20 protein-coding genes are annotated in these 21,315 nt (G+C 69.1%); 7 read left to right on the top strand and 13 right to left on the bottom strand.

The annotated features are described in order from the left end of the window. Positions 1-9: 9 nt before the first annotated feature. From BLS34_RS18660 to BLS34_RS18645, 4 genes are all read right to left on the bottom strand, one after another. A complete protein-coding gene (locus BLS34_RS18660) occupies positions 10-447 on the bottom strand; it encodes a YqfO family protein (protein WP_093152731.1) in 438 nt (145 codons plus the stop codon). Further along, complete coding sequence (locus BLS34_RS25565; RefSeq protein WP_139189394.1) at positions 431-1,123, bottom strand: ArsR/SmtB family transcription factor; 693 nt, start codon at positions 1,121-1,123, stop codon at positions 431-433. Before BLS34_RS25565 ends, BLS34_RS18660 begins: the two co-directional genes overlap by 17 nt. A gap of 66 nt (positions 1,124-1,189) precedes the next feature. Then, positions 1,190-2,416 carry an APC family permease gene (locus tag BLS34_RS18650; protein WP_215906159.1) on the bottom strand — a complete coding sequence of 409 codons (1,227 nt, stop codon included), beginning with the start codon at positions 2,414-2,416 and terminating at the stop codon, positions 1,190-1,192. Positions 2,417-2,576: 160 nt separating this feature from the next. Next, the gene (locus BLS34_RS18645; RefSeq protein WP_038015203.1) at positions 2,577-2,864 is read right to left on the bottom strand and encodes a DUF3253 domain-containing protein; all 288 of its coding nucleotides are present in this window, start codon (positions 2,862-2,864) and stop codon (positions 2,577-2,579) included. Between the two features lie 39 nt (positions 2,865-2,903). Between BLS34_RS18645 and BLS34_RS18640 the strand changes: the two genes are divergently transcribed. From BLS34_RS18640 to BLS34_RS18630, 3 genes are all read left to right on the top strand, one after another. Next, entirely contained in the window at positions 2,904-3,599 is a 696-nt protein-coding gene (locus BLS34_RS18640) for an NnrU family protein (protein ID WP_028795722.1), read from the top strand. A gap of 77 nt (positions 3,600-3,676) precedes the next feature. Continuing rightward, the gene (locus tag BLS34_RS18635) at positions 3,677-4,750 is read left to right on the top strand and encodes a dipeptidase (protein ID WP_093152727.1); all 1,074 of its coding nucleotides are present in this window, start codon (positions 3,677-3,679) and stop codon (positions 4,748-4,750) included. 37 nt (positions 4,751-4,787) lie between these two features. Then, positions 4,788-5,957: an NADH:flavin oxidoreductase/NADH oxidase gene (locus BLS34_RS18630; RefSeq protein ID WP_093152725.1), complete on the top strand. Its 1,170-nt coding sequence runs from the start codon at positions 4,788-4,790 to the stop codon at positions 5,955-5,957. A gap of 157 nt (positions 5,958-6,114) precedes the next feature. On the opposite strand, the gene BLS34_RS18625 is transcribed toward BLS34_RS18630, so the two are convergent. The 6 genes from BLS34_RS18625 to BLS34_RS18600 form a co-directional block, all read right to left on the bottom strand. After that, entirely contained in the window at positions 6,115-6,876 is a 762-nt protein-coding gene (locus BLS34_RS18625; protein ID WP_093152723.1) for an SDR family oxidoreductase, read from the bottom strand. 21 nt (positions 6,877-6,897) lie between these two features. Continuing rightward, on the bottom strand, positions 6,898-8,118 hold the full coding sequence (locus BLS34_RS18620; protein WP_028795726.1) for an argininosuccinate synthase: 1,221 nt from the start codon (positions 8,116-8,118) through the stop codon (positions 6,898-6,900). A 135-nt stretch (positions 8,119-8,253) separates the two neighbouring features. Beyond that, a complete protein-coding gene (locus BLS34_RS18615; RefSeq protein WP_175474299.1) occupies positions 8,254-10,203 on the bottom strand; it encodes a sensor histidine kinase in 1,950 nt (649 codons plus the stop codon). Between the two features lie 77 nt (positions 10,204-10,280). Beyond that, the gene (locus BLS34_RS18610) at positions 10,281-12,284 is read right to left on the bottom strand and encodes a PAS domain-containing sensor histidine kinase (RefSeq protein WP_093152717.1); all 2,004 of its coding nucleotides are present in this window, start codon (positions 12,282-12,284) and stop codon (positions 10,281-10,283) included. A 173-nt stretch (positions 12,285-12,457) separates the two neighbouring features. Next, positions 12,458-14,983, bottom strand: coding sequence for an ABC transporter permease (locus BLS34_RS18605; RefSeq protein WP_093152715.1), 2,526 nt, complete (start codon positions 14,981-14,983; stop codon positions 12,458-12,460). Between the two features lie 4 nt (positions 14,984-14,987). Further along, on the bottom strand, positions 14,988-15,707 hold the full coding sequence (locus BLS34_RS18600; protein WP_028795728.1) for an ABC transporter ATP-binding protein: 720 nt from the start codon (positions 15,705-15,707) through the stop codon (positions 14,988-14,990). Between the two features lie 139 nt (positions 15,708-15,846). Here BLS34_RS18600 and BLS34_RS18595 point away from each other — a divergent pair, with 139 nt between their 5' ends. After that, positions 15,847-16,425, top strand: coding sequence for an arylesterase (locus BLS34_RS18595; protein WP_342740318.1), 579 nt, complete (start codon positions 15,847-15,849; stop codon positions 16,423-16,425). A 169-nt stretch (positions 16,426-16,594) separates the two neighbouring features. Here BLS34_RS18595 and BLS34_RS18590 read toward each other — a convergent pair whose 3' ends face one another. Next, positions 16,595-17,737, bottom strand: a complete 1,143-nt coding sequence (locus BLS34_RS18590) for a 3-deoxy-7-phosphoheptulonate synthase (protein ID WP_281241217.1) — start codon at positions 17,735-17,737, stop codon at positions 16,595-16,597. 320 nt (positions 17,738-18,057) lie between these two features. Here BLS34_RS18590 and BLS34_RS18585 point away from each other — a divergent pair, with 320 nt between their 5' ends. Genes BLS34_RS18585 through cobB form a run of 3 tightly spaced genes read left to right on the top strand, consistent with a single transcriptional unit; the run spans position 18,058 to position 20,513 of the window. Next, the gene (locus BLS34_RS18585) at positions 18,058-19,101 is read left to right on the top strand and encodes an NADP(H)-dependent aldo-keto reductase (RefSeq protein WP_093152712.1); all 1,044 of its coding nucleotides are present in this window, start codon (positions 18,058-18,060) and stop codon (positions 19,099-19,101) included. A 17-nt stretch (positions 19,102-19,118) separates the two neighbouring features. Then, a complete protein-coding gene (gene thpR / locus BLS34_RS18580) occupies positions 19,119-19,742 on the top strand; it encodes an RNA 2',3'-cyclic phosphodiesterase (RefSeq protein WP_051245048.1) in 624 nt (207 codons plus the stop codon). A gap of 33 nt (positions 19,743-19,775) precedes the next feature. Continuing rightward, complete coding sequence (gene cobB / locus BLS34_RS18575; protein ID WP_093152709.1) at positions 19,776-20,513, top strand: Sir2 family NAD+-dependent deacetylase; 738 nt, start codon at positions 19,776-19,778, stop codon at positions 20,511-20,513. Positions 20,514-20,520: 7 nt separating this feature from the next. Here cobB and BLS34_RS18570 read toward each other — a convergent pair whose 3' ends face one another. Both BLS34_RS18570 and BLS34_RS18565 read right to left on the bottom strand, forming a co-directional pair. Continuing rightward, positions 20,521-20,862 (bottom strand): DUF167 domain-containing protein, encoded by a 342-nt coding sequence (locus BLS34_RS18570; protein WP_093152707.1) that lies wholly within the window; start codon positions 20,860-20,862, stop codon positions 20,521-20,523. A 38-nt stretch (positions 20,863-20,900) separates the two neighbouring features. Continuing rightward, a complete protein-coding gene (locus tag BLS34_RS18565) occupies positions 20,901-21,185 on the bottom strand; it encodes a YggT family protein (protein WP_028795734.1) in 285 nt (94 codons plus the stop codon). Positions 21,186-21,315: the final 130 nt, after the last annotated feature.

Genomic DNA, 21,315 nt, shown 5'->3' with positions numbered 1-21,315 from the left:
AACGCGCGCTCAGCGATGCGCCTCCGGCACCCAGTCCGCGACGGGGCGGTTCCAGAACCGGTTCGGATTGTCCTCGTCCTGACCGCGCACATGCAGGCTGCGCAGGGCCGGGGCGACCAGCACCACCGGCTCCTCGTAGGGGTGGACGCTGTAGACCGCCTCAAGCACCGCGGTCAGGTCGGTCGAATTGGGCAGGAAGCAGGTGATCCGCTGGCACGGGACCCGCGTGGTGTCGGCCGTCGCGGCGTTGCGGCCGCTCCCCAGGGAGCGGAACTGCTGGCTACCGGATGCGCTGCGAAAGGCGACCCGCTCGTAGTCGCCCCAATTGAGCGGCACCACCTCCAGGATCGCCGCCACCACCGCGTCGGCCCGCTCTTCGGGAACCTCCACGGTCAGCGTGTGGCCGGCTTCCGTCGTGAAGCGCGGGGTCTCACGGACTAGGAACATGATCGATCTCCTGCGGCGCGATGCCGAAATGGCGGGTGAAGGCGGCGTGGCCTGCGTCGGTTACGGTCAGCACGCGCGGCGCGCCGCGGCGGAGCCAGTCCCGCTCGAGCGCGTGCGCCATCAGGTCGGCCCCGAGCGAGCCGGACAGATGCGGCCGGCGCTCGGTCCAGTCCAGGCACAGGCGGGCGGCGTCCCAGCCCTTTAGTGGCCGAAGGCCGAGCTCCTCGAAGAACGCCGGTCGCGCGAGGGCGACGCTGTCACCATCCAGGGCGATCACCCCCTGGACAATCAGGGCGTCCAGCAGCAGCACACCAAGACGCCCGGCAATATGGCTGTAGCAGCTTCGCGCGCCGAGCAGGTCGGCATTGCCCGGGCTGCGCCGGGCGCGGTGTAGATAGGGTTGCGGGGTCAGCCCGCCGAGACGCTCCAGCAGGTCGGCCGCCTCGGCCGACGCGAGACGGTGATAGATCGAGCGGCCCGAGCGCATCGACACGGTCAACCCGGCATCGGCCAGGCGGCGCAGATGGGCGGTCGCCGTCGGCTCCGCCATCCCGGCGGCCAGGGCCAGTTCCTTGTTGGTGAAGGCGCGGCCGTCCATCAGCACGCAGAGCATCCGGGCCCGGCCCTCATTGGCCAGCGCGGCGCCGATCAGCTCGAATTTCGCGGACAGGGTCATGGCCCGATCATGACGCGCCGGGCCGGTAGGGCAATCCGGAACGCTTCACGAATGCCCGAAGCGTTCCTAAAGCAGGACGGAGATCCGGCGGCCGATCTCCACGGCGAGCACCGCGAGGCTGACCACCGCCCCGGCCAGGGGCAGCCAGATCGGCAGGTCCGGTGCCTCCGGCGGGGTCGGGCCGCGCCGCTTCAGCCGCCAGAGCGCCAGGTTGCAGAGCGCGAAGACCGCCAGCGTCACCAGCGAGGTCGTGCCGGCCAGGGTGGCGATGGGAAAGATCAGGGCAAGCGTCACGATCACGCCGACCACCAGCACCGTGGCGATCACCGGCGTGTGGGTGATCGGATTCACCCGTCCCAGGAAGACCGGCAGCGAACCCTGGCGCGACAGGCCGAACAGGACCCGCGACGCCATGACCATCTGCACCAGCACCCCGTTCACCGTCGCCAGCACGGCGATCGCGCCGAGGATCCGGGCGTCCCCGCCTCCGGCGGCATAGACCAGCGCCAGCGGCGCCTCGGATCCGGCCAGGTCCACCAGGGGCAGCACCGCCAACGCCGTCACCGAAACCGCCAGATACAGACCGCCGGCGATGACCAGGGTGGCGACGATGGCGATCGGCATGGTGCGCGCCGGCGCCTTCACCTCCTCGGCGACGTTGACGATGTCCTCGAAGCCGATGAAGGCATAGAAGGCGAGAACCGCCCCGGCGAAGACGCCGACCAGCGGGAACGGCGCCGTCGGCGCCAGAATCTCGGCAACCGGCAGTCCCCCTGCCCCACCGACCGCCACGCCGGTGGCGACCACCAGCACCAGGCCGCCGATCTCCACCAGGGTGAGAACGGCGGCGGCCAGTGTCGATTCCGCGATACCCCAGACCGCGAGCCCGCCGAGGGTCGCGCAGAGAACGACGATCGCCACCGCTTCCGGCACCGCGATCAGGGTACGCAGATAGCCGACGCCGCCGACCACCACGCTGGCAGCGGAGATCATCCCGGCGGCGGCGACCATCAGGCCGACCAGCAGGGAGAGCCGCTCCGAAGCGAAGGCTTCGCGCACATAAAGCGCCTCGCCGGCGCTTTTCGGCATGCGGGCCGACAGCTCGGTGAAGGACAGGGCGGTCACGCCCGCCAGCAGCGCCGCGAGCAGGAAGCTGTACGGGGTCCAGGCCCCCGCCCGGGCCGCGACCTCGCCGATCAGCACATAGATGCCCGCACCGATGGTCGTGCCGACACCGTAAAGCGTCAGCAGTCCGGGTCCCAGGCGGCGGGCGAGTTCGGGCTCGGCGATCATGGCGGCAGCGTACGCGGTTTCCGCGCCCGCGCCTTGCGCCAGATCAAGGCCGTCGCGTCGGACCGCCGGTGTGGCGCTCGTAATCCATGGGCGTTCGTCGAGCATGGGCGGACGATCGCGGTCCGGCCACCCGTGCTGGACCGCGTCAGGCAGAGTCCGGTCAGGCCGGATCCGGCAGGGTCAGGCGGATGACGCCCTTGGCGGATCGGATGTCCACGGGCTTGCCCTTGCGCAGCACCTGAATCGCGCCGCGGTCCTGCAGGGACGCCGCCGCAGCCCGCACGGAGCGCAGGAGCGGCCGCCAGGTCGGAGTCTCGTTCGGATCGCCGCCGGCGGCGCGCGCCACCTCGTCCGGGCTGATGGATTTGCCCGGTCCGCTCGCGGCGCACCGTTCCAGGATCAGCGCCTCCAGGCGCTCGACAGTTGCTTCGGTCGGTTCACTTGCCATATAGCCAGCATAGTCCGACAGGCGGGAAGGACCAGAAGAATGCTGGGCACGATCGACGCGGTCATCATCGGCGCGCTGGCGTTCGCCGGAGGGCATTTCGCCCTGTCCTCGGCACCGATCCGGGACCGGGCGGTCGAGGCGATCGGCGAGGAGAAGTTCCGCGGCCTGTATTCGCTGGTCATGCTGGGCGCCCTGGTCTGGCTGATCCTGGCGTTCCGCGACGCCCCGTATGTTGAGGTCTGGCTGCCATCTGCGGCGACCAAGTGGATCCCCAACATCCTGGTGCCACTCGCCTGCATCCTGCTGGTCGCCGGCATCACCACCCGCAGCCCGACCTCGGTCGGCGGCGAGGCGATGATGGCCGAGCCGACGACCCTCAAGGGCATTCTCACCATCACCCGGCATCCGTTCCTGTGGGGCACGGGCCTGTGGTCGCTCGGGCATCTGGCGACCAACGGGGATCTCGCTTCGATCCTGCTGTTCGGCGCCGTGGCGGTGCTGTCCTTCGCCGGCATGCCGGCGCTCGACGCCAAGCTCCGGCGCAAGGTGGACAGCGCCTGGGGTCCGGTGGCGATGACCACCTCGGTCATCCCGTTCCTGGCGGTGATCCAGGGCCGCACCAGCCTCGACCTGGCCGGCATCGGCTGGTGGCGGCTGGGCCTGGGCGTGCTGGTCTGGGTCCTGCTCTACGGCGCGCACCCCTATTACGCCGGGGTCTGGCCGCATCCGGGATAAGGCCAGAAGCCGCCTCGTCAGACGCGCTGTCCTGCTGCTAGTCTCGGGACCTTTCTCACCGGTACAGGCGGCACGTCATGCCCTCCACCACCCCTCCGATCTTCGACGGCCATAACGACGTCCTGCTCCGCCTGCACCGCAAGGACGCGGCCGACGCGGCGACCCAGTTCGTCCAGGGGGATAGCCGGGGCCATCTCGATCTGCCGCGCATGCAGAAGGGCGGGTTCGGCGGCGGCTTCTTCGCCGTGTTCGTGCCCTCGCCGAAGGACCCGACCGCCGACAACTTCACCGACTCCATGCAGGGCGACAGCTACGACCTGCCGCTGCCGGCCGAGCTCGATATCGGCTACGCCCAGCCGATCGCCCTGGAGATGATGGGACTGCTGTTCCAGATCGAGAAGGAGAGCGAGGGCGCCTTCACCGTCTGCCGCACCGCCGCCGACATCCGGGGCGCGCTGGAGCGCGGGTCGGTCGCCGCCATCCTCCATATCGAAGGGGCGGAGACCATCGATCCGGAGTTCCGCTCGCTGGAACTGCTGTACCAGGCGGGCCTGCGCTCGATCGGCCCGGTATGGAGCCGGCCGACCGCCTTCGCCCACGGGGTGCCGTTCCGCTTCCCCGGCAATCCCGATACCGGCCCGGGCCTCACCGATCTCGGCAAGGAGCTGATCCGGCGCTGCAACGAGATGGGGGTGATGGTCGACCTGTCGCACCTGAACGAGGCCGGGTTCTGGGACGTGGCCAAGCTCAGCGACGCGCCGCTGGTGGCCACCCATTCCAACGCCCACGCGCTCAGTGCCAGCACCCGCAACCTGACCGACAGGCAGCTCGCCGCGATCCGCGAGAGCGACGGCATGGTCGGCGTCAACTTCGCCACCTGCTTCCTGCGCGAGGACGGCCAGATGAACGCCCAGACCGGGCTCGACGTGATGATGCGCCATTTCGACCACCTGATCGAGCATGTGGGCGAGGACCGGGTCGGCTTCGGATCGGATTTCGACGGGGCGACGATCCCGGGCGATATCGGCGACGTTGCCGGCCTGCCGGTCATGCGCCAGGCGATGCGCGATCACGGCGTGGACGACGCGCTGATGGAGAAGCTGTGCTGGGGCAACTGGGTCCGGGTGCTGGAGAAGACCTGGGGCGGCTGAGACCGGGCGCCACCGTACCGACCGAAAGGGAGACCCCATGGCGACCGAGACCCCGCTCCTGTTCCAGCCGCTGACGATCCGCGGCATCACCCTGCCCAACCGGGTGGTGCTGTCGCCGCTGTGCATGTATTCGGCGCGGGACGGGCTGGCGAACGACTGGCACTTCTCGCATCTGAGCGCGTTCGCGCGCGGCGGCACCGGCCTGGTCTTCACCGAGGCGACGGCCGTGCGGCCCGAGGGGCGGATCACCCATGGCTGCTGCGGGCTGTGGACCGACGCCCAGGCCGAGGCCTATGCACCGATCGCGACTTTCATCTCCGGCACCGGCATGATCCCGGCGGTGCAGCTCGCCCATGCCGGCCGCAAGGCCTCGGTGGCGGAGCCCTGGACCGGCGGCAAGCCGCTCGGCCCCAAGTCGCCGAGCGATGCCGAGCCGTGGCAGACCGTCGGACCCTCCGCCCTGCCGGTGGGCGAGGACTGGCCGACGCCGCATCCGCTCTCCACCTCGGAGATCGGCGACCTGGTCGACGCCTTCGCCGCGTCGGCCCGGCGGTCGCTGGCGGCCGGCTTCAAGGTGGCGGAAATCCACGCCGCCCACGGGTATCTGCTGCACAGTTTTCTGTCGCCGCTGACCAATCAACGCAACGATTCCTATGGCGGCGACCGGGCCGGGCGGATGCGCTTCCTGCTGGAGGTGGCAGAAGCCGTGCGCGCGGTGTGGCCGGACGAGCTCCCGCTGTTCTGCCGCATCTCGGCAATCGACGGTCCGCAGGAAGGTTGGTCGATCGAGGATTCCGTGGCGCTGGCGACGGAGCTCGGTGCGCGGGGCGTGGATGTGGTCGACTGCTCGTCGGGCGGCATTGCCGGACCGCCGGCCTACCGCGCCGACTATGCCGGCAAGCCGCTGGATCGGGCACCGCGCGGGCCGGGCTTCCAGGTGCCCTTCGCCGAACGCCTGCGGGCCGAGGCCGGGGTGAAGACCATGGCCGTGGGCGTGATCACCGATCCGCATCAGGCCGAGGAGATCCTGCAGCAGGGCCGCGCCGACCTGATCGGGATCGGCCGCGAGCTGATGTACAACCCGTTCTGGGCGGTCCACGCCGCCGAAGCGCTCGGCGCGGATCCGGACTGCGCGCTGTGGGAGACGCAATACGGCTGGGCCATGGTCCGCCGCAGCGAGATCGCGGCCAGCGGCGGGAAGCGGTAGGGGGCGGCGCAGCCTTTCACCCAACCACCGTCATCCCGGACGATCCCGGGAACGGGTCGGGACCCAGCCGCACGACCCCCGGGGTCCCGGCCGGTCTCCGGATCAGGTCCGGAGTCCGCCGGGATGACGGGATTGGGAAATGGCCGAGAGGGCCGCCCTACTCCGCGTAGATCATCTTCTTCGTCATGCCGCCGTCGATCACCAGATTCTGGCCGGTGATGAAGCCCGCTTTGTCGTCGAGCAGGTAGAGCACCGCGTCGGCGATGTCCTCCGGCCGTCCGACCCGGCCGACCGGATGCTGCTCGCGGTCCTCGGCACTGTGCTCGGCCGCACTGCGCTGCGAGGCCTTCTGCCACGGCCGGGTCTCGATCCAGCCGGGGGAGATCGCGTTGACCCGGATCGCTGGGCCGTCGCGGTCCTCCCGCGTGCCGAGCGACATCGCCAGCGCGTGGGTGACCGCCACGACCCCGCCCTTGGCAGCGGAATAGGCTTCGGTGTCCGGCTCGCTCATCAGGGCGCGGGAGGAGGCGATGTTGACGATGGCTCCGCCTCCGGATGCCCGGAGATGGGTGGCACCATGCTTGGCAGTGGCCAGAATGCTGACCAGGCTCACGTCCAGCACCCTGCGCACGGCATCCAGGTCGAGGCTCTCGACCGGGCCGTTGGCGTTGATGCCGGCATTATTGACGATGGCGTCGAGACGGCCGAAGCGGTCGACCGTACGGGCGACGGCGACGGCCACCATCGCCTCGTCGCCGACATCGCCGGCGACGGTCAGGACGTCGTCAGGCAGTTCGGCCAGGGCCTCGGCGTCGATGTCGATCGCCGCGACCCGCCAGCCGGCGGCGGACAGGGCCAGCACGATCGCCCGGCCGATGCCCTGGGCACCGGCGGTGACGAGCGCGACCCTGTCGGCCATGACGGCCTCAGCCCTACCTTCTTAGCCCTGCAGCATCTTCTTCAGACGCAGGCGCAGGGCGTTCAGCTTGATGAAGCCCTGGGCGTCCTTGTGGTCGTAGTCGGCGACCGCGCTCTCCTCGAAGGTCACCCAGTCGGCGGAGAACAGGCTCTTCTCGGCCTTGCGGGCGACGACCATGGCGTTGCCCTTGTAGAGCTTCATCGTGACCGTGCCGGTGACCGCCTGCTGGCTGAAGTCGATGGCGGCCTGCAGCATCTCGCGCTCCGGCGCGAACCAGAAGCCATTGTAGATGAGCTTGGCGTAGCGCGGCATCAGCTCGTCCTTCAGATGCCCCATCTCGCGGTCCAGCGTCAGGCTCTCCATGGCCCGGTGGGCGACCAGCATGATGGTGCCGCCCGGGGTCTCGTAGAGGCCGCGATTCTTCATGCCGACGAAGCGGTTCTCCACCAGATCGAGGCGACCGATACCATTGGCGCGGCCGAGCTCGTTCAGCTTGGTCAGGATGGTGGCCGGGCTCAGCTTCTGGCCGTCGATGGAGACGGGGTCGCCCTTCTCGAAGCCGATCTCCACGAAGGTCGGCTTATCGGGCGCCTCTTCCGGCGCGATGGTGTTCGACCAGATATAGTCGGCCGCCTGGACCGCCGGATCCTCCAGCACCTTCCCCTCGGAGGAGACGTGCAGCATGTTGGCGTCGACGGAGAACGGCGCCTCGCCGCGCTTGTCCTTCGGCACCGGGATCTGGTGCTTCTCGGCGTAGTCGATCAGCGCGGTGCGCGAGGTCAGGTTCCATTCGCGCCACGGGGCGATGATCTTGATGTCGGGCTGCAGCGCGTAATAGCTCAGCTCGAAGCGGACCTGGTCGTTGCCCTTGCCGGTGGCGCCGTGGCAGACGGCGTCGGCGCCGGTCTGCTGGGCGATCTCGATCTGCCGCTTGGCGATCAGCGGACGGGCGATCGAGGTACCGAGCAGGTAGGTGCCCTCGTAGACGGTATTGGCCCGGAACATCGGGAAGACGAAGTCGCGCACGAACTCCTCGCGCACGTCCTCGATGAAGATCTCCTTCACGCCCATGAGCTTGGCCTTCTCGCGGGCCGGCTCGAGCTCCTCGCCCTGGCCGAGATCGGCGGTGAACGTCACGACCTCGCATCGGTAGGTGTCCTGGAGCCAGCGCAGGATGATGGAGGTGTCCAGGCCACCGGAATAGGCGAGGACGACTTTCTTCACGGACTCGGTATCGGACATCGCTTGATCAAGGCTCCCTTTCGGCGCGCGGCGCCACCAAGGCGACGCACGACATTCCTGCGCGGCGTTGTAAGGGGGCGGCCGGGACTCGGCAAGAGGGCGGCGGGACCTGACGTCGTGCGGTCGGTCGCGCAGTCAGTCGCGCGGCAGGCGGATCGTCACGCTGGTGCCGGCCCCGGGCAGGCTCTCCACCGTCATCCGACCGCCATGCAGCCCGACCAGCGCGCTGCTCAGCGGCAGGCCGAGGCCGGTGCCCTGGCCGCCGGTGGCCCGGTCCTGCTCGAACGGCCGCATGAGGCGGGGAATCTCCTTGGGATCGATCCCGATGCCGGTGTCCCGCACGATGATGGCCACCGCGTCCGCCTCCTCGGCGGTGCTGAGCTCCACATGGCCGCCGGCCGGCGTGAATTTGATGGCGTTGGCCAGCAGGTTGATCAGGACCTGCTTGATCGCCCGGGGATCGATCCGCAGAGTCAGGGCCGGGTCGACCGGGATGACGTTCAGCTGCAGATCGCCCTCGGTCGCCCGGCCGCGCATCATGCGAACCGCCCGGTCGATCACGTCGCCGACGGACACCTCCTCGATGACGAGGCTGTACTTGCCGGCCTCGACCTTGGACATGTCGAGGATGTCGTTGATCAGGCTGAGCAGGTGCCCGCCGCTCGAATGGATGTCCTCGGCATATTCCCGGTAGCGATCCGCCCCCAAGGGGCCGAATGCCTGCAGCTTGAGGATCTCCGAGAAGCCGAGGATGGCGTTCAGGGGGGTCCGCAACTCGTGGCTCATGTTGGCGAGGAACCGGGACTTGGTCCGGTTCGCCGCCTCGGCCCGCTCCTTCTCCAGGGTGAGCTGCTCGGTGACCACGGCCAGGTCGGCGGCGTGCCGCTCCGCGTCGGCGCGCGCGCTGTCCAGCTCGGCCACCCGGGCGCGCAGCACGGCCTCCTTGGCCTTCAGCTCGGTGATCGTGGTGCCGGCGATGATGATCCAGCCGTCCGGCGTCCGGGTCTCGCTGATCAGGGTGACGGTGCCGCTGTCGTGCCAGCGCTCGAACAGCAGTTCCTCGCGCTTCTGTCGGTGCAGCTCCAGCTGCTCGTCGATATCGACCTCGCGCCCGTCGAAGGTCGTGACGACGTCGGTCTTGGTGGCAACACTTCGCGCGCAGGCCTCGAAGGTGATGCCTTGCTGCAGCAGGTCCTCGCCGATCAGCTGCGCATAAGCCTGGTTCCAGACGACCAGCCGGTCGTCGGGATCGAAGATGGCGACCCGGATGTTGATCGATTCCAGGGCCCGATGGAGCACCTCGCGCTGCCGGATGATCTCGGTCACCTCCGAGCCGATGCTGACCTGGCCTCCTTCACGGGTGCGGCGTTCGCGCATGTGGAAGCTCCGCCCGTCGGGGAGCTCGATCTCATAGGTGTCGTCCTGCTCCGAGATCCGGGTCTCGCGGCGCCAGCGGGCGTAGTCGCGGCGCAACGGCGTGGACTCGCTCCGGCCGGCGGCGTCCATCAGGTCATCGAACCCGCGGCCGATCACGGAATCGATCTCCTGCAGCCCGAAGACCTCGATCCAGGCCTCGTTGCAGAGAATGAGCTTGTCGTCCCTGTCGAACAGGGCGAACGGATCCGGGCTGACGATGAAGCTGTCGACGAGGCGGGCCTCCGCCGCTTCCGCCCGGCGCTCCGCGTCCTTCAGGCGGGAAGAGGTTTCGGTCTGCGAGACCGCATCGCTCCACGTCACCAGAACGCCGAGCCGGTGCCGCGCGAAGCGGGCGCGGATGGGCTGCCGGGTTCTGGCCACGGTGGCATCGAAGGCGCAGTCGACCGGCCGGCCATCGCGCATCACCGCATCGGCAAGACGCAGCGGGTCGCGGCCGATCCAACCCACCAGGCGCCGCGCCATGCTGGCGCCCAGCAGGGACTCCTTGTCCAGGGCCAGGAGCGACAGGGCGCCCGGCGTCACGTCGGCGCAAAGGAGATCGCACAATGACCGGTCGTCCCCAAGAAGGGGAGACAGCAGCATCGCGCCGAGGAAGGCGGAGTCGAGTGTATCCGACGCGGGACTCAGCGCGTTGAGCAGATCTTCCATTGGATTTTCGGCAACCGCCAACTGAACCGACATTGTAAATCCACCTGCGGCGCACACGCGCCTGATGCGCATTCTCGTCACATGCGGTTAAAATTCTCTGAAGTCTTGTTCCACTCGCCGGATCGTGGCGCCGGAGGCAGCCACAGGGTGACCGCCGTCCCCCGCCCGACCTCGCTGTCGATGGACAGCGTGCCGCCATGGGCCTCGACCAGCGCCTTCGACAGGGACAGACCGAGTCCCGTCCCCTCCTGGCCGCGCCGGGTCATGTCGGACATCTGTTCGAAGGGTTGCAGCAACCGGTCCACGTGTTCCGGCGGAATGCCCGACCCGGTGTCCTGGACCTGCATGGTGAAGCCGCCGTCGTCGCTGCGCACGCGGATCGTGATCTCGCCGCCGGCATCGGTGAAGCGGATGGCATTGGCCAGCAGGTTGATCAGCACCTGCTTGATCGCCCGCCGGTCGAAGTCGCAGTAGATGCCGATCGGCGGCATGTCGATCACCAGGATCAGGCCGGCCTCGGCGACCCGTCCCTTGATCATGCGACGGACCTCGTGGATCAGGTCGTCGACGGCATTGGTGGTCAGCACGGGCTCGAACTTGCCGGCCTCGATCTTGGCCATGTCGAGCACGTCGTTGATCAGGCTGAGGAGGTGGTGGCCGCTGGCGTGAATGTCGTCGGCATAGCCCCGGTACCGCTCGTGGCCGACCGGGCCGAAGGTCTCGTTCTTCAGGATCTCCGAGAACCCGATGATCGCGTTCAGCGGCGTGCGCAGCTCGTGGCTCATATTGGCGAGGAACTGGGACTTGCTGCGGTTGGCGGACTCCGCGCGCTCCTTCTCGGTATGCAGAAGCTCGGCCATGGCGGTCGCGCGCGCGGCGTGATGTTCCGCTTCCTTGCGGGCCCGCCCCAGATCCTCGACCCGGTATTCCAGGGCGAGCTGATGGCCTTTGAGCGCGGTGATGTCGTGACCGATCAGCACCCGCCCCAACTCGTGCGTCACGTCCTCGTGCACCCGCAGGGTCCGGCCCGTCTCCGCCACCAGCTCGAACTCGAACCGCTGTCCGACCGACGGGTGCCGCGAGATCAGATCGTCGGCCTTCAGCGAATTGCCGCTGCGGGATTTCATGGTGACGCTTGCCTGGGCGATGGCCCGCATCACCGCCGCATAGGGCATGCCCGCGGTGAGCGCCAGGCCCGAGGCCAGGTCGGCCAGCCGGCTGTTCCAGACCGTCAGCCGCTGGTTGGCATCGAACAGGGCGAAGGCCTGGCCGATCGCCTCGAAGGCCTCGCCGATCCGCCGCCGGGTGCGTTCGGCCTCGGTGATGTCGCGGGCGGCGAAGATCCGCTCGCCGGCCTCTGTGCTGTGGAACCGGGACAGCAGCACCCGTCCGTTGTTCAGATGGACGACCACGCCGTCGAGCGTGTCGTTCTGACGATGGGCGAACCAGTATTCGATCCAGGCCTCCTTGCTCGGAAAGCCCGTGGCGGCGTAGTCCACCTTCTCGGAACGCCCCCGAACGATCTCCCAGGCGCTCTGCCCGACAACATCGCTCAGCGCGTCGATGCCCAGGACATCGAGCCACTTGTCGTTGGCGGCGACGAGCCGGTCCTGCGGGTCGTAAACCGCCACCAGGTCGTCACCGTGATCGAGCCAGGTACGGAATCGTGCTTCGGCAACGGCGGTCTGCCGCGCGGCGGAGGGCGGCTCGGCGGAGGGAGGCTCGGCGGAGGGAGGCTCGGCGGCGACCGGCTCGGCGGAGGGAGGCGACAGGTACCACGCGACATAGTCGCCGATGGGGACGATCCTGACGGTGGCGATCGAGACCTGGCGGTCGGGCCCCTGGAGGGCGATTCCCGCCGAGCGGACGGTGCCGTCGCTCAGGACGTCAAGGGTGTGGGAGAGGGCTGTCCTGTTGTCGCCGGACAGCAGGCCGTCGATCGCGCGTCCGACAGGATCCGGTCCGTCGGGGGCCAGCAGCAACCGGGCCGCGCCGTTGGCGGCCACGCAGGTCAGATGCCGTTGCGAAGCCGACAGAATGATCACGGCGTGCTCAAGCGGATCGATCACCGCTTGAACCATGGAAATTCCCCAGTCGTCACCTTGTCGAGACGGTGATCTCACGTTTCACAGCCTACCGTTACGGATCTGCCCATCCTGTGGTCGAGGGAAGAGTGCCGCCGGGAAAGCTAAGAACCGGTTAAAGATCCGGCTACGACGCCCGATTTCGCCGTGGGCCCAGGCGCGACCCTCTCTTATTCGTTGCGAAGCATCGGCGCCGGCCGCTGGCCGAGCGCCCGCCAGGTCCCCACGAAGCCGAAGGACACCGTGATCCCCATCGCCAGCAGCGCGGTCAGGGCGAGCACGCCGGGCGGCAGGACGAAGTCGCCCCGCATCACCTCCACCACGACCGCCGCCGCGGCGAGCGACCCGACCAGCGAGGCGATGGCCGCGGTCGCCAGACCGAGCAGGCCGTATTCCAGCAGGTAGGTCTTCACGATCCGCCGGCGGGTCGCGCCCAGCACCTTCAGGATCACCGCATCGCGCACCCGGCGCGCGTGACCGGCCGCGATGGCGCCGGCGAGGACCAGGGTACCGGCGACGAGGGTGACCGCCGCCGTCGCCCGCACCGCGACCGACACCGCCGTCAGGATCCGGCTGGCGCCGTCCAGGGCGTCCTTGACCCGGATCGCGGTGACGTTGGGCAGCGCGTCGGTCACCGCCCGCTGCACCTCGGCCTCCAGGGCCGGATCGTCGACATGCACGGTGGCGATCACCGAATGGGGGGCGGCCTCCAGCGTGCCCGGCGCGAACACGAAGGTGAAGTTCATGCCGAGCGAGCCCCAGTCGATCTTGCGCAGATTGCCGACCTCCACGGTGATCGGCCGGCCGAGGATATTGAGGGTGATGCTGTCGCCGATGCCGATCCCCATGCCCTTGGCGATGTTGACGTCGAAGGACACCAGCGGCGGGCCGGCATAATCGGCCGACCACCAGCTCCCCGCCACCACCTCGGAATTCTCCGGCGGCGTGGCCGAGTAGGTCAGCCCGCGATCGCCGCGCAGCACCCAGGACACGTCCGGGTCGATCGTCACCTCGTCCGCCGGCACGCCGTTGATCTTGGTGATGCGGCCGCGGACCATCGGCGTGGTCTGGATCTCGCCGACCCCGTTGATGCCGCGCAGGATCTCCAGGAACCGGGCCTCCTGGTGCGGCTGGATGTCGATGAAGAAATAGGCCGGCGCCACCTCCGGGATGCGCTCGTCGACCTGGCGCGACAGATTCGCCTGGATCAGCGCGATCGTGACCAGCACCGTCAGCCCGAGGCCCAGCGCCAGCACCACGCCGGGGGTCGGCGCGCCCGGCCGGTACAGATTGGCCAGCGCCATGCGCAGTTCCGGATCGCGGGGTCGGCCGGCCTTGCGCGCGACGGTCATGATCACCCAGGACGCCGCCAGGAACAGGGCGATCGCCCCGATGGAGCCGAGGATGAACCAGGTGGCCAGCCACGGATCGGTGGCGGTGGCGATCGCCAGGGCCACCAGGGTGCCGATCGCCAGCGCCAGCCCGATCAGATACGGCAGGCGCGGCCGCCCGCCGAGCGGCGAGATGGCGGAGCGGAAGAGCTGGGCGGCCTTCACGTCGCAGGCCCGGCCCAGCGACCACAGGGAAAAGGCGACAGCCGTCAGCATCCCGAACAGGGCCGCCAGGGCCAGCGGGACCGGATAGATCGCGACAGGCACGTCGAACGGCAGCAGCGGGGCGGCCAGCTTGGCGACCGCCAGCGGTCCCAGGGCCCCGACCACAAGGCCGATCGCCGTGCCGACGGCCGCCAGCATGCAGACCACGAGCAGGTAGGTGCGGAACACCAGCCGGCTCGGCGCGCCGAGGCACTTCAAAGTCGCCACCGTCTCGGTCTTGCCGTCGAGATAGCTGCGCACCGCCATGGCGACGCCGACGCCGCCCACCAGCAGCGCGGTCATGCCCACCAGGGTGAGGAACAGGGTCACCCGGTTGACGAAATTGTCGTAGCCCGGAGTGGCGTTCTCCAGCGAGCTGACCCGCCAGCCGGCATCGGGGAAACGCTGCTCCAGGTCCGCGAGCCAGGCATTGCGGTCGGTGCTCGTCGGCAGGACGATCCGGTAGTAGTGGCGCACCATGGAGCCGACCTGCACCAGCCCGGTCTCGGCCACGGCGGCGTCGGAGATCATCAGCCGGGGGCCGAAGCTGGCGAAATTCACCAGCCGGTCCGGCTCCGCGGAAATCAGCGCGCGCAGTTCCAGCGTCGCCTCGCCCAGGCGCAGCCGGTCGCCGACGGCGATGTTGAGGCGCTCGGCCAGGCTGGCATCGGCGACCGCGCCATAGACGCCGCCGCGCGGTTCCAGGGCCTGTTCCAGGGTGACGTCCCGGTCCAGGGCAAGGGTTCCGACCAGGGGATACAGATCGTCCACCGCCTTGAGTTCGACCAGGGAGTTGTCGCCGCCGGCCTCGGATCGGGCCATCGCGCGCATCGACACCACCGTCGAGACCTCGCCGGACTCCCGCAGATAGGACAGCGCCTCCGGCTCGGCCGGCCGGTGCACGATACGCAGCGCCACGTCGCCGCCCAGGATGCGGCGCGCGTCGCCCTCCAGCCCCGACATCATGGCCGAGGACACGGACCCCACGGCGGCGATCGCCGCGACCCCGAGGGCGAGGCAGGCCAGGAAGATGCGGAACCCTTTCAGGCCGGTGCGCAGCTCGCGTCGGGCGAGGCGCAGGGCGAGCGGACCGGTGCGCATGGCCCTACTCCGCCGCCTGATCAGTACGTCCGTCGGCGGTGTCTTCCACCACCTTGCCGTCGGCGACCTTCACCGTGCGGGCGCAGCGGTCGGCCAGGTCCATGTCGTGGGTGATCAGCATCAGGGTGGTGCCGTCGTCGCGGGCCATGGCGAACAGCAGGTCGATGATCTGATCGCCGGTGGCGCCGTCCAGGTTGCCGGTCGGCTCGTCGGCCAGCAGCAGGCGCGGCTTGGCGACCATGGCGCGGGCGATGGCAACGCGCTGCTGCTCGCCGCCGGAAAGCTGCTCGGGATAGTGCTCGACCCGGTGCGACAGGCCGACCCGGGCCAGCGCCTCGGCGGCGGCCTCGAAGGCATCGCCGCGTCCGGCCAGCTCCAGCGGCACGGCCACGTTCTCCAGGGCGGTCATGGTCGGCACCAGCCGGAAGGCCTGGAAGACGATGCCGACATTGTCGCGGCGGAACCGGGCGAGCGTGTCCTCGTCCAGGCCGACCAGTTCGGTTCCGGCGACCTGCACGCTGCCGGAACTCGGGTTCTCCAACCCGGCGGTGACCATCATCAGGGTCGACTTGCCCGCCCCCGAGGGGCCGACGATGCCGATGGTTTCACCGGCCGCCACATTAAGGTCTATTCCGCGCAGGACATTGACCTCGCCCGCTCCACTTCTCAGGTTCAAGGTCACGCCCTTGAGGCGGACGATCGGGTCACCGGACAATGAGGTCATCGTGTCGCTATCCCAGACTGGTCACAGGACCGGCGCACCGACGCCATCCCCAAGGGTCCGATATGGTCCTATCGGCAGGCGGATCAATGCGGGCGCGCGCCTGACCCTCGCCGTACTGGCGCTGATCGCCGCTTTCGCCTTGCCGGTTCAGGCCGAGCCCATCCGGATCCTGGGCTTCGGCGACTCGCTGATGGCCGGCTACGGACTGCCCGACGAGGATTCCTTCCCGACCCGGCTGGAGGCGGCCCTGCGCGAGGCGGGTCACGACGTAACAGTCATCAACGCGGGTGTGTCGGGCGACACCACGGCGGGCGGTGCGTCCCGTCTGGCCTGGTCGCTGTCCGAGGCGCCGGACGCCGCGATCGTCGAGCTCGGCGCGAATGACGGGCTGCGCGGCATACCGACGCAGGATACCCGCCGCAACCTCGACGCCATCCTGACCGCGCTGGGCGAGAAAGACATCCCGGTGCTGTTCGCCGGCATGCTGGCGCCGCCGAACATGGGCAAGGAATACGGCGCCGATTTCTCCCGGGTCTTCGAGGACCTGTCGGCGGAGCATGACGTGATCTTCTACCCGTTCTTCCTGGACGGGGTGGCCGGCGATCTCTCGCTGAATCAGGCCGACGGCATCCACCCCAATCGGGCGGGGGTGGACATCATCGTCGAGCGCATCCTGCCCTATGCGGAGAGGCTGGTGGCGCGGGCGAAGGCGGAGTGAGGCGCTGCCCCTCCCGCACATAAAGGCACTCCCCGGACATGTTCCGGGGCAAACCCGTCAACCCGCTTCACCGGTCCCGCCCCTTTCGGACCCTCAGGAGCGGAGGATCCGTGGGCCCCGGCACGGGGCCGGGGAGTGAGCGTTTGGGGATGGGGGAGAGCCCCCACCCTCACCCCCGCCGCCGGGCGTCCACAGCGTCGGCGAGGCGGTCGAGCACGGTCATGCTGGTCTGCCAGTCGATGCAGCCGTCGGTGATGCTACGGCCATAGACCAACGGCTCGCCCGGGATCTGGTCCTGACGGCCCGCCTCCAGGAAGCTCTCCACCATCACGCCGGTGATCCGATGCTCGCCGCCGGCGATCTGGGCGGCGACGGCGTCGATCACCTTCGGCTGGTTCTCCGGCTTCTTGCTGCTGTTGGCGTGGCTGGCGTCGATCATCACCTGCGGCCGTACGCCGGCCGCTTCGGCCTTGGTGCAGACCGCCTCGACGCTGTCGGCGTCGAAGTTCGTGCCCGACCGCCCGCCGCGCAGAATGATGTGGCAGTCCGGATTGCCGGCGGTCTCGGCAATCGCCGCCCGACCTTCCTTGGTGACGGCGAGGAAATGGTGCGGCTGGGAGGCCGCCTGCACCGCATCCAGGGCCACCGTCACGCTGCCGTCGGTGCCGTTCTTGAACCCGATCGGGCAGGACAGGCCCGAGGCCAGCTCGCGGTGGATCTGGCTCTCGGTCGTCCGCGCGCCGATCGCGCCCCAGGAGACGAGATCCGCGAAATACTGCGGCGTGGTCGTATCCAGGAACTCGCAGCCCGCCGGCAGGCCCATCTCGTTGATCCGCTGCAGCAGGTCGCGCGCCCGGCGTAGGCCGGTTTCCACGGCGAAGCTGCCGTCCAGATGCGGGTCGTTGATCATCCCCTTCCAGCCGACCGTGGTCCGCGGCTTCTCGAAATAGACCCGCATCACGATCTCCAGCGTGTCGCGGTGGCGCCGGCGCTGCACCGCGAGCCGGGCGGCGTAGTCCAGCGCCGCCTTGGGGTCGTGCACGGAGCAGGGCCCGATCACCACCACCAGCCGGTCATCGCGGCCGTGCAGGATGTCGGCGACGGCGGCGCGCGCGGTCTGTACGCGGCGGATGATCTCCGGCTCGCGCGGATGCTCGGCGATCACCGCTTCCGGGGTGCTGAGCGGGGTGATCGACGCGATGCGCAGGTCGTCGGACCGGCTCAACGGGTCGAGGGCGAGCGGATCGGCATCCGGCGCGTCGGAGACGCGGGGATCGGTTTCGGTCTGGGTCTTTATGGGTGCGATGTTCACGGTGACGTCCTCCAGGTGGAGGCCCGGCCGACGACATCAAAAAAGCCGCCGGAGAGGGCCGGCGGCTTGCGGGATGATTGCTGCGCTTGGTGTGTTCTAGGTCGCGCGCACCCCTGCCTCCGCCGGCTGCGGATAGCCATAAAAGTAAAACCAGAAGCCGGCGAACGCGTGGGTCATGGCGCGAAGCGTAATCTCGGGTGCGCGCCCTGTCATCCTGTTTCGTCGTCCGGTTCGCCGTCGCGCCGAATATTGTCGGACCGGCCCCGGACGGTTATCAACCGGGCCGAAACCTTCCGATGCCCTTCCCGAGAGGAACCCGCATGCAGTACCGCCCACTCGGCCGGACCGGCCTGGACGTCAGCCTGATCTGTCTCGGCACCATGACCTACGGCCAACAGAACACCGAGGCCGAGGGCCATGCGCAGATGGATCTGGCGCTGGAGCGCGGGATCAATTTCTTCGACACCGCCGAGATGTACTCGGTGCCGCCGAAGCCGGAGACCTACGGCCGCACCGAGGAGATCATCGGCACCTGGTTCGCCGCCCGCAGGAACCGGGACAAGGTGATCCTGGCGACCAAGGCCGTCGGCCCGGGCGACCGCTTCAAGCATGTGCGCGACGGGTCGCCCAAATTCGACGCCAAGAACCTCACCCGGGCGGTGGACGACAGCCTGACGCGGCTGCGAACCGACTACATCGACCTCTACCAGCTCCACTGGCCGGAGCGCTCCGTGAACTCCTTCGGCACGCTTGGCTACGTCCATGACAACGACGAGACCCCGACCCCGATCGCCGAGCAGCTCTTCACCCTCGACACCCTGGTGAAGGCCGGCAAGATCCGCCATATCGGCCTGTCCAACGAGACACCCTGGGGCATGATGACCTTCGCCCGTCTCGCCGACGAGCACGGCCTGCCGCGGGTGGCCTCGGTGCAGAACCCCTACAGCCTGCTGAACCGCGCCTTCGAAGTCGGCTGCGCCGAGGTGGCGATCCGCGAGGATATCGGCCTGCTCGCCTACTCCCCGCTGGCGGCCGGGTGGCTGACCGGCAAGTACCAGGGCGGCGCGCGTCCGGAAGGCGCACGCATGACCCTGTTCCCGGACAACTTCGGCCGCTACACCAACGACGCCGCCCAGGCCGCCAACGCCGAATACATCCAGATCGCCCGGGACAACGGCCTCGACCCGGCGCAGATGGCCCTGGCCTTCGTCAACACCCGCCGCTTCACCACGTCGAACATCATCGGCGCCACCCGGCTGGAGCAGTTGGAGGCCAACATCGCCAGCCTCGACGTCACCCTGTCCCCTTCCGTGCTGGAGGCGATCGACGACGTTCAGCGCCGCATCTCCAACCCGGGCCCGTAAGGTCCCATATCCCGGCCATGACCCGCCTGTTCGTCGCCCTGGATCTTCCCGAGACCGTCAAGGACGCGCTCGGCGACCTGCAGGTGGGTCTGCCGGAGGCCCGCTGGCACGACATCGACGACTTCCACCTCACCCTGCGCTTCATCGGCGAGGTGGATCCGGCGACCGAGGGCGAGCTGGTCGAGGCGCTGGACCTGATCGACGCCCCGGCGGTCACGGTGACCCCGCTCGGCTACGGCCATTTCGAGCGCAAGGGCAAGCCGGCGGTGCTCTATGTCGCCGCCGAACCGACGCCGGAGCTGGTGTCCCTGCAGCGCCGGGTGGAGAGCCTGGTGCGCGGCTGCGGCGTCGCCCCCGACCCGCGCCGCTTCACCCCGCATGTCACCCTGGCCCGGTTCCCGAAGAGCATCGAGGCGGAGCGGGTGGGCCGCTGGCTGGAGACCGCGCCGCCGCCGCAGATACCGCCCTTCACCGTGGACGCGGTGACCCTGTACAGGAGCCGCCGGCAGCCGGACGGCGCGCGCTACGAGCCGCAGCACAGATTTCCGCTGGACCGGCTGCCGGACGAGGACAGCACCGGCTGGAGCGGATATCCGCAGGATGAAGACGGGGACTCGGACGATCACGGCGAAGCCTGTTAGGGTGCGGCGAATCGACAATTTCCGGAGATCCCCGTGCCGCTTCCCGCGACCCTCACGCCCGACGCGCCCATCGTCATCCTGACGGGGGCCGGGATTTCCAAGGAGTCCGGGCTCGAGACCTTCCGCGATGCCGACGGCATCTGGTCTAAGGTCCGCATCGAGGACGTCGCCACACCCGAGGCCTTCGCCCGCGATCCGGTCACGGTGCAGGGCTTCTACAACGCCCGGCGCCAGAGCCTGCTGAACCCGAACGTCCAGCCCAACGCCGCCCATGCCGCGCTCGCCCGCCTGGAGCAGGCCTGGTCCGGTCCGGTTCTGCTGGTCACCCAGAACATCGACGACCTGCACGAGCGCGCCGGCTCCACCAACCTGATCCACATGCATGGCGAGATGCTGAAGGCGCTGTGCGAGATCTGCGACGCCAGCAGCCCGTGGCATGAGGACCTGTCGGACGAGGCGATCTGCCCGCGCTGCGGCAGCGCCGGCGGCCTGCGCCCCGATGTGGTGTGGTTCGGCGAGATGCCCTACGAGATGGAGCGGATCTTTGCCGCATTGGCGCGCTGCGCGCTGTTCATCTCCATCGGCACGTCGGGCAACGTCTATCCGGCCGCCGGGTTCGTGCAGGAGGCGCGGATGGTGGCCGGCGCCCATACGGTGGAGCTGAACCTGGAGCCCTCCTCCGGCGTCACCGCCTTCGCCGAGGCGCGGCACGGACCGGCCACCGAGATCGTCCCGGCCTATGTGGAGGAGCTGCTGGCGCTGGCGGGGTGAGGCGGGATCAGGCGATCAGCGCCGCGAGCCGGGCCTGAAGGGCGTCCGGATCGGGATCGGCGATCGCCACCACCTTGCGCCGGTCGGTGCTTCCGCGCACCACCTCAAGCGTCGATTTCGGCAGTTTCCAGCGCTTGGCCAGCAGGGCGATCACCGCCTTGTTGGCCTTGCCGCCCTCGGGCACGGCGGTCACCGCGACCTGCAGCCATCCCTCCCCGGTCTCATCCGCCACCACGGCGCCGATACGCTCGGCCGAGGCCTTCGGCGTCACCCGCACGCGCAGATGCAGGCGGTCCGCCTGCGGCGAGAACGGCGACAGGGGGAAGGCGCACTGCTCATCACTGCTCATGGCCCAGGCGGCCCCGATTACGGATGGCGGCGGGACGGTCAGAGCCCGCGGGCAACCTCGTTCAGCAGCCGCACGGCGAACTGCAGCAGCAGCACCAGGATCACCGGCGAGATGTCGATGCCGCCGAGATCGGGCAAGATGCTGCGGATCGGCCGCAGCATCGGCTCGAAGACCCGGGACAGGAAGTTCATCACCACCTGGACGACCTGATTGTAGGCGTTCAGCACGCCGAACTTCACCAGGAGATCGATCACGATGTAGACGAACAACGCGATCGTCAGATAGTGGACGACCGCGCCGATCAGCCAGATTATCGAGTTCATTGCCGCAAACCGCTGTTGTTCCGGCACCGAAGGTAGCGACGCGACCGCCCCGGAACAAGGCCGCTGGCGGCGGAAGGCGATCCGCTGCGGCGAACGGCCGGGAAACCGGGCGCACGGACCCGACGAAACG

The sequence above is a fragment of the Thalassobaculum litoreum DSM 18839 genome, assembly GCF_900102465.1.
Taxonomy (GTDB): Bacteria; Pseudomonadota; Alphaproteobacteria; order Thalassobaculales; family Thalassobaculaceae; genus Thalassobaculum; species Thalassobaculum litoreum.
Note: the sequence above shows the minus strand (reverse complement) of the source record. Positions and strands in the feature narration are given on the sequence as shown.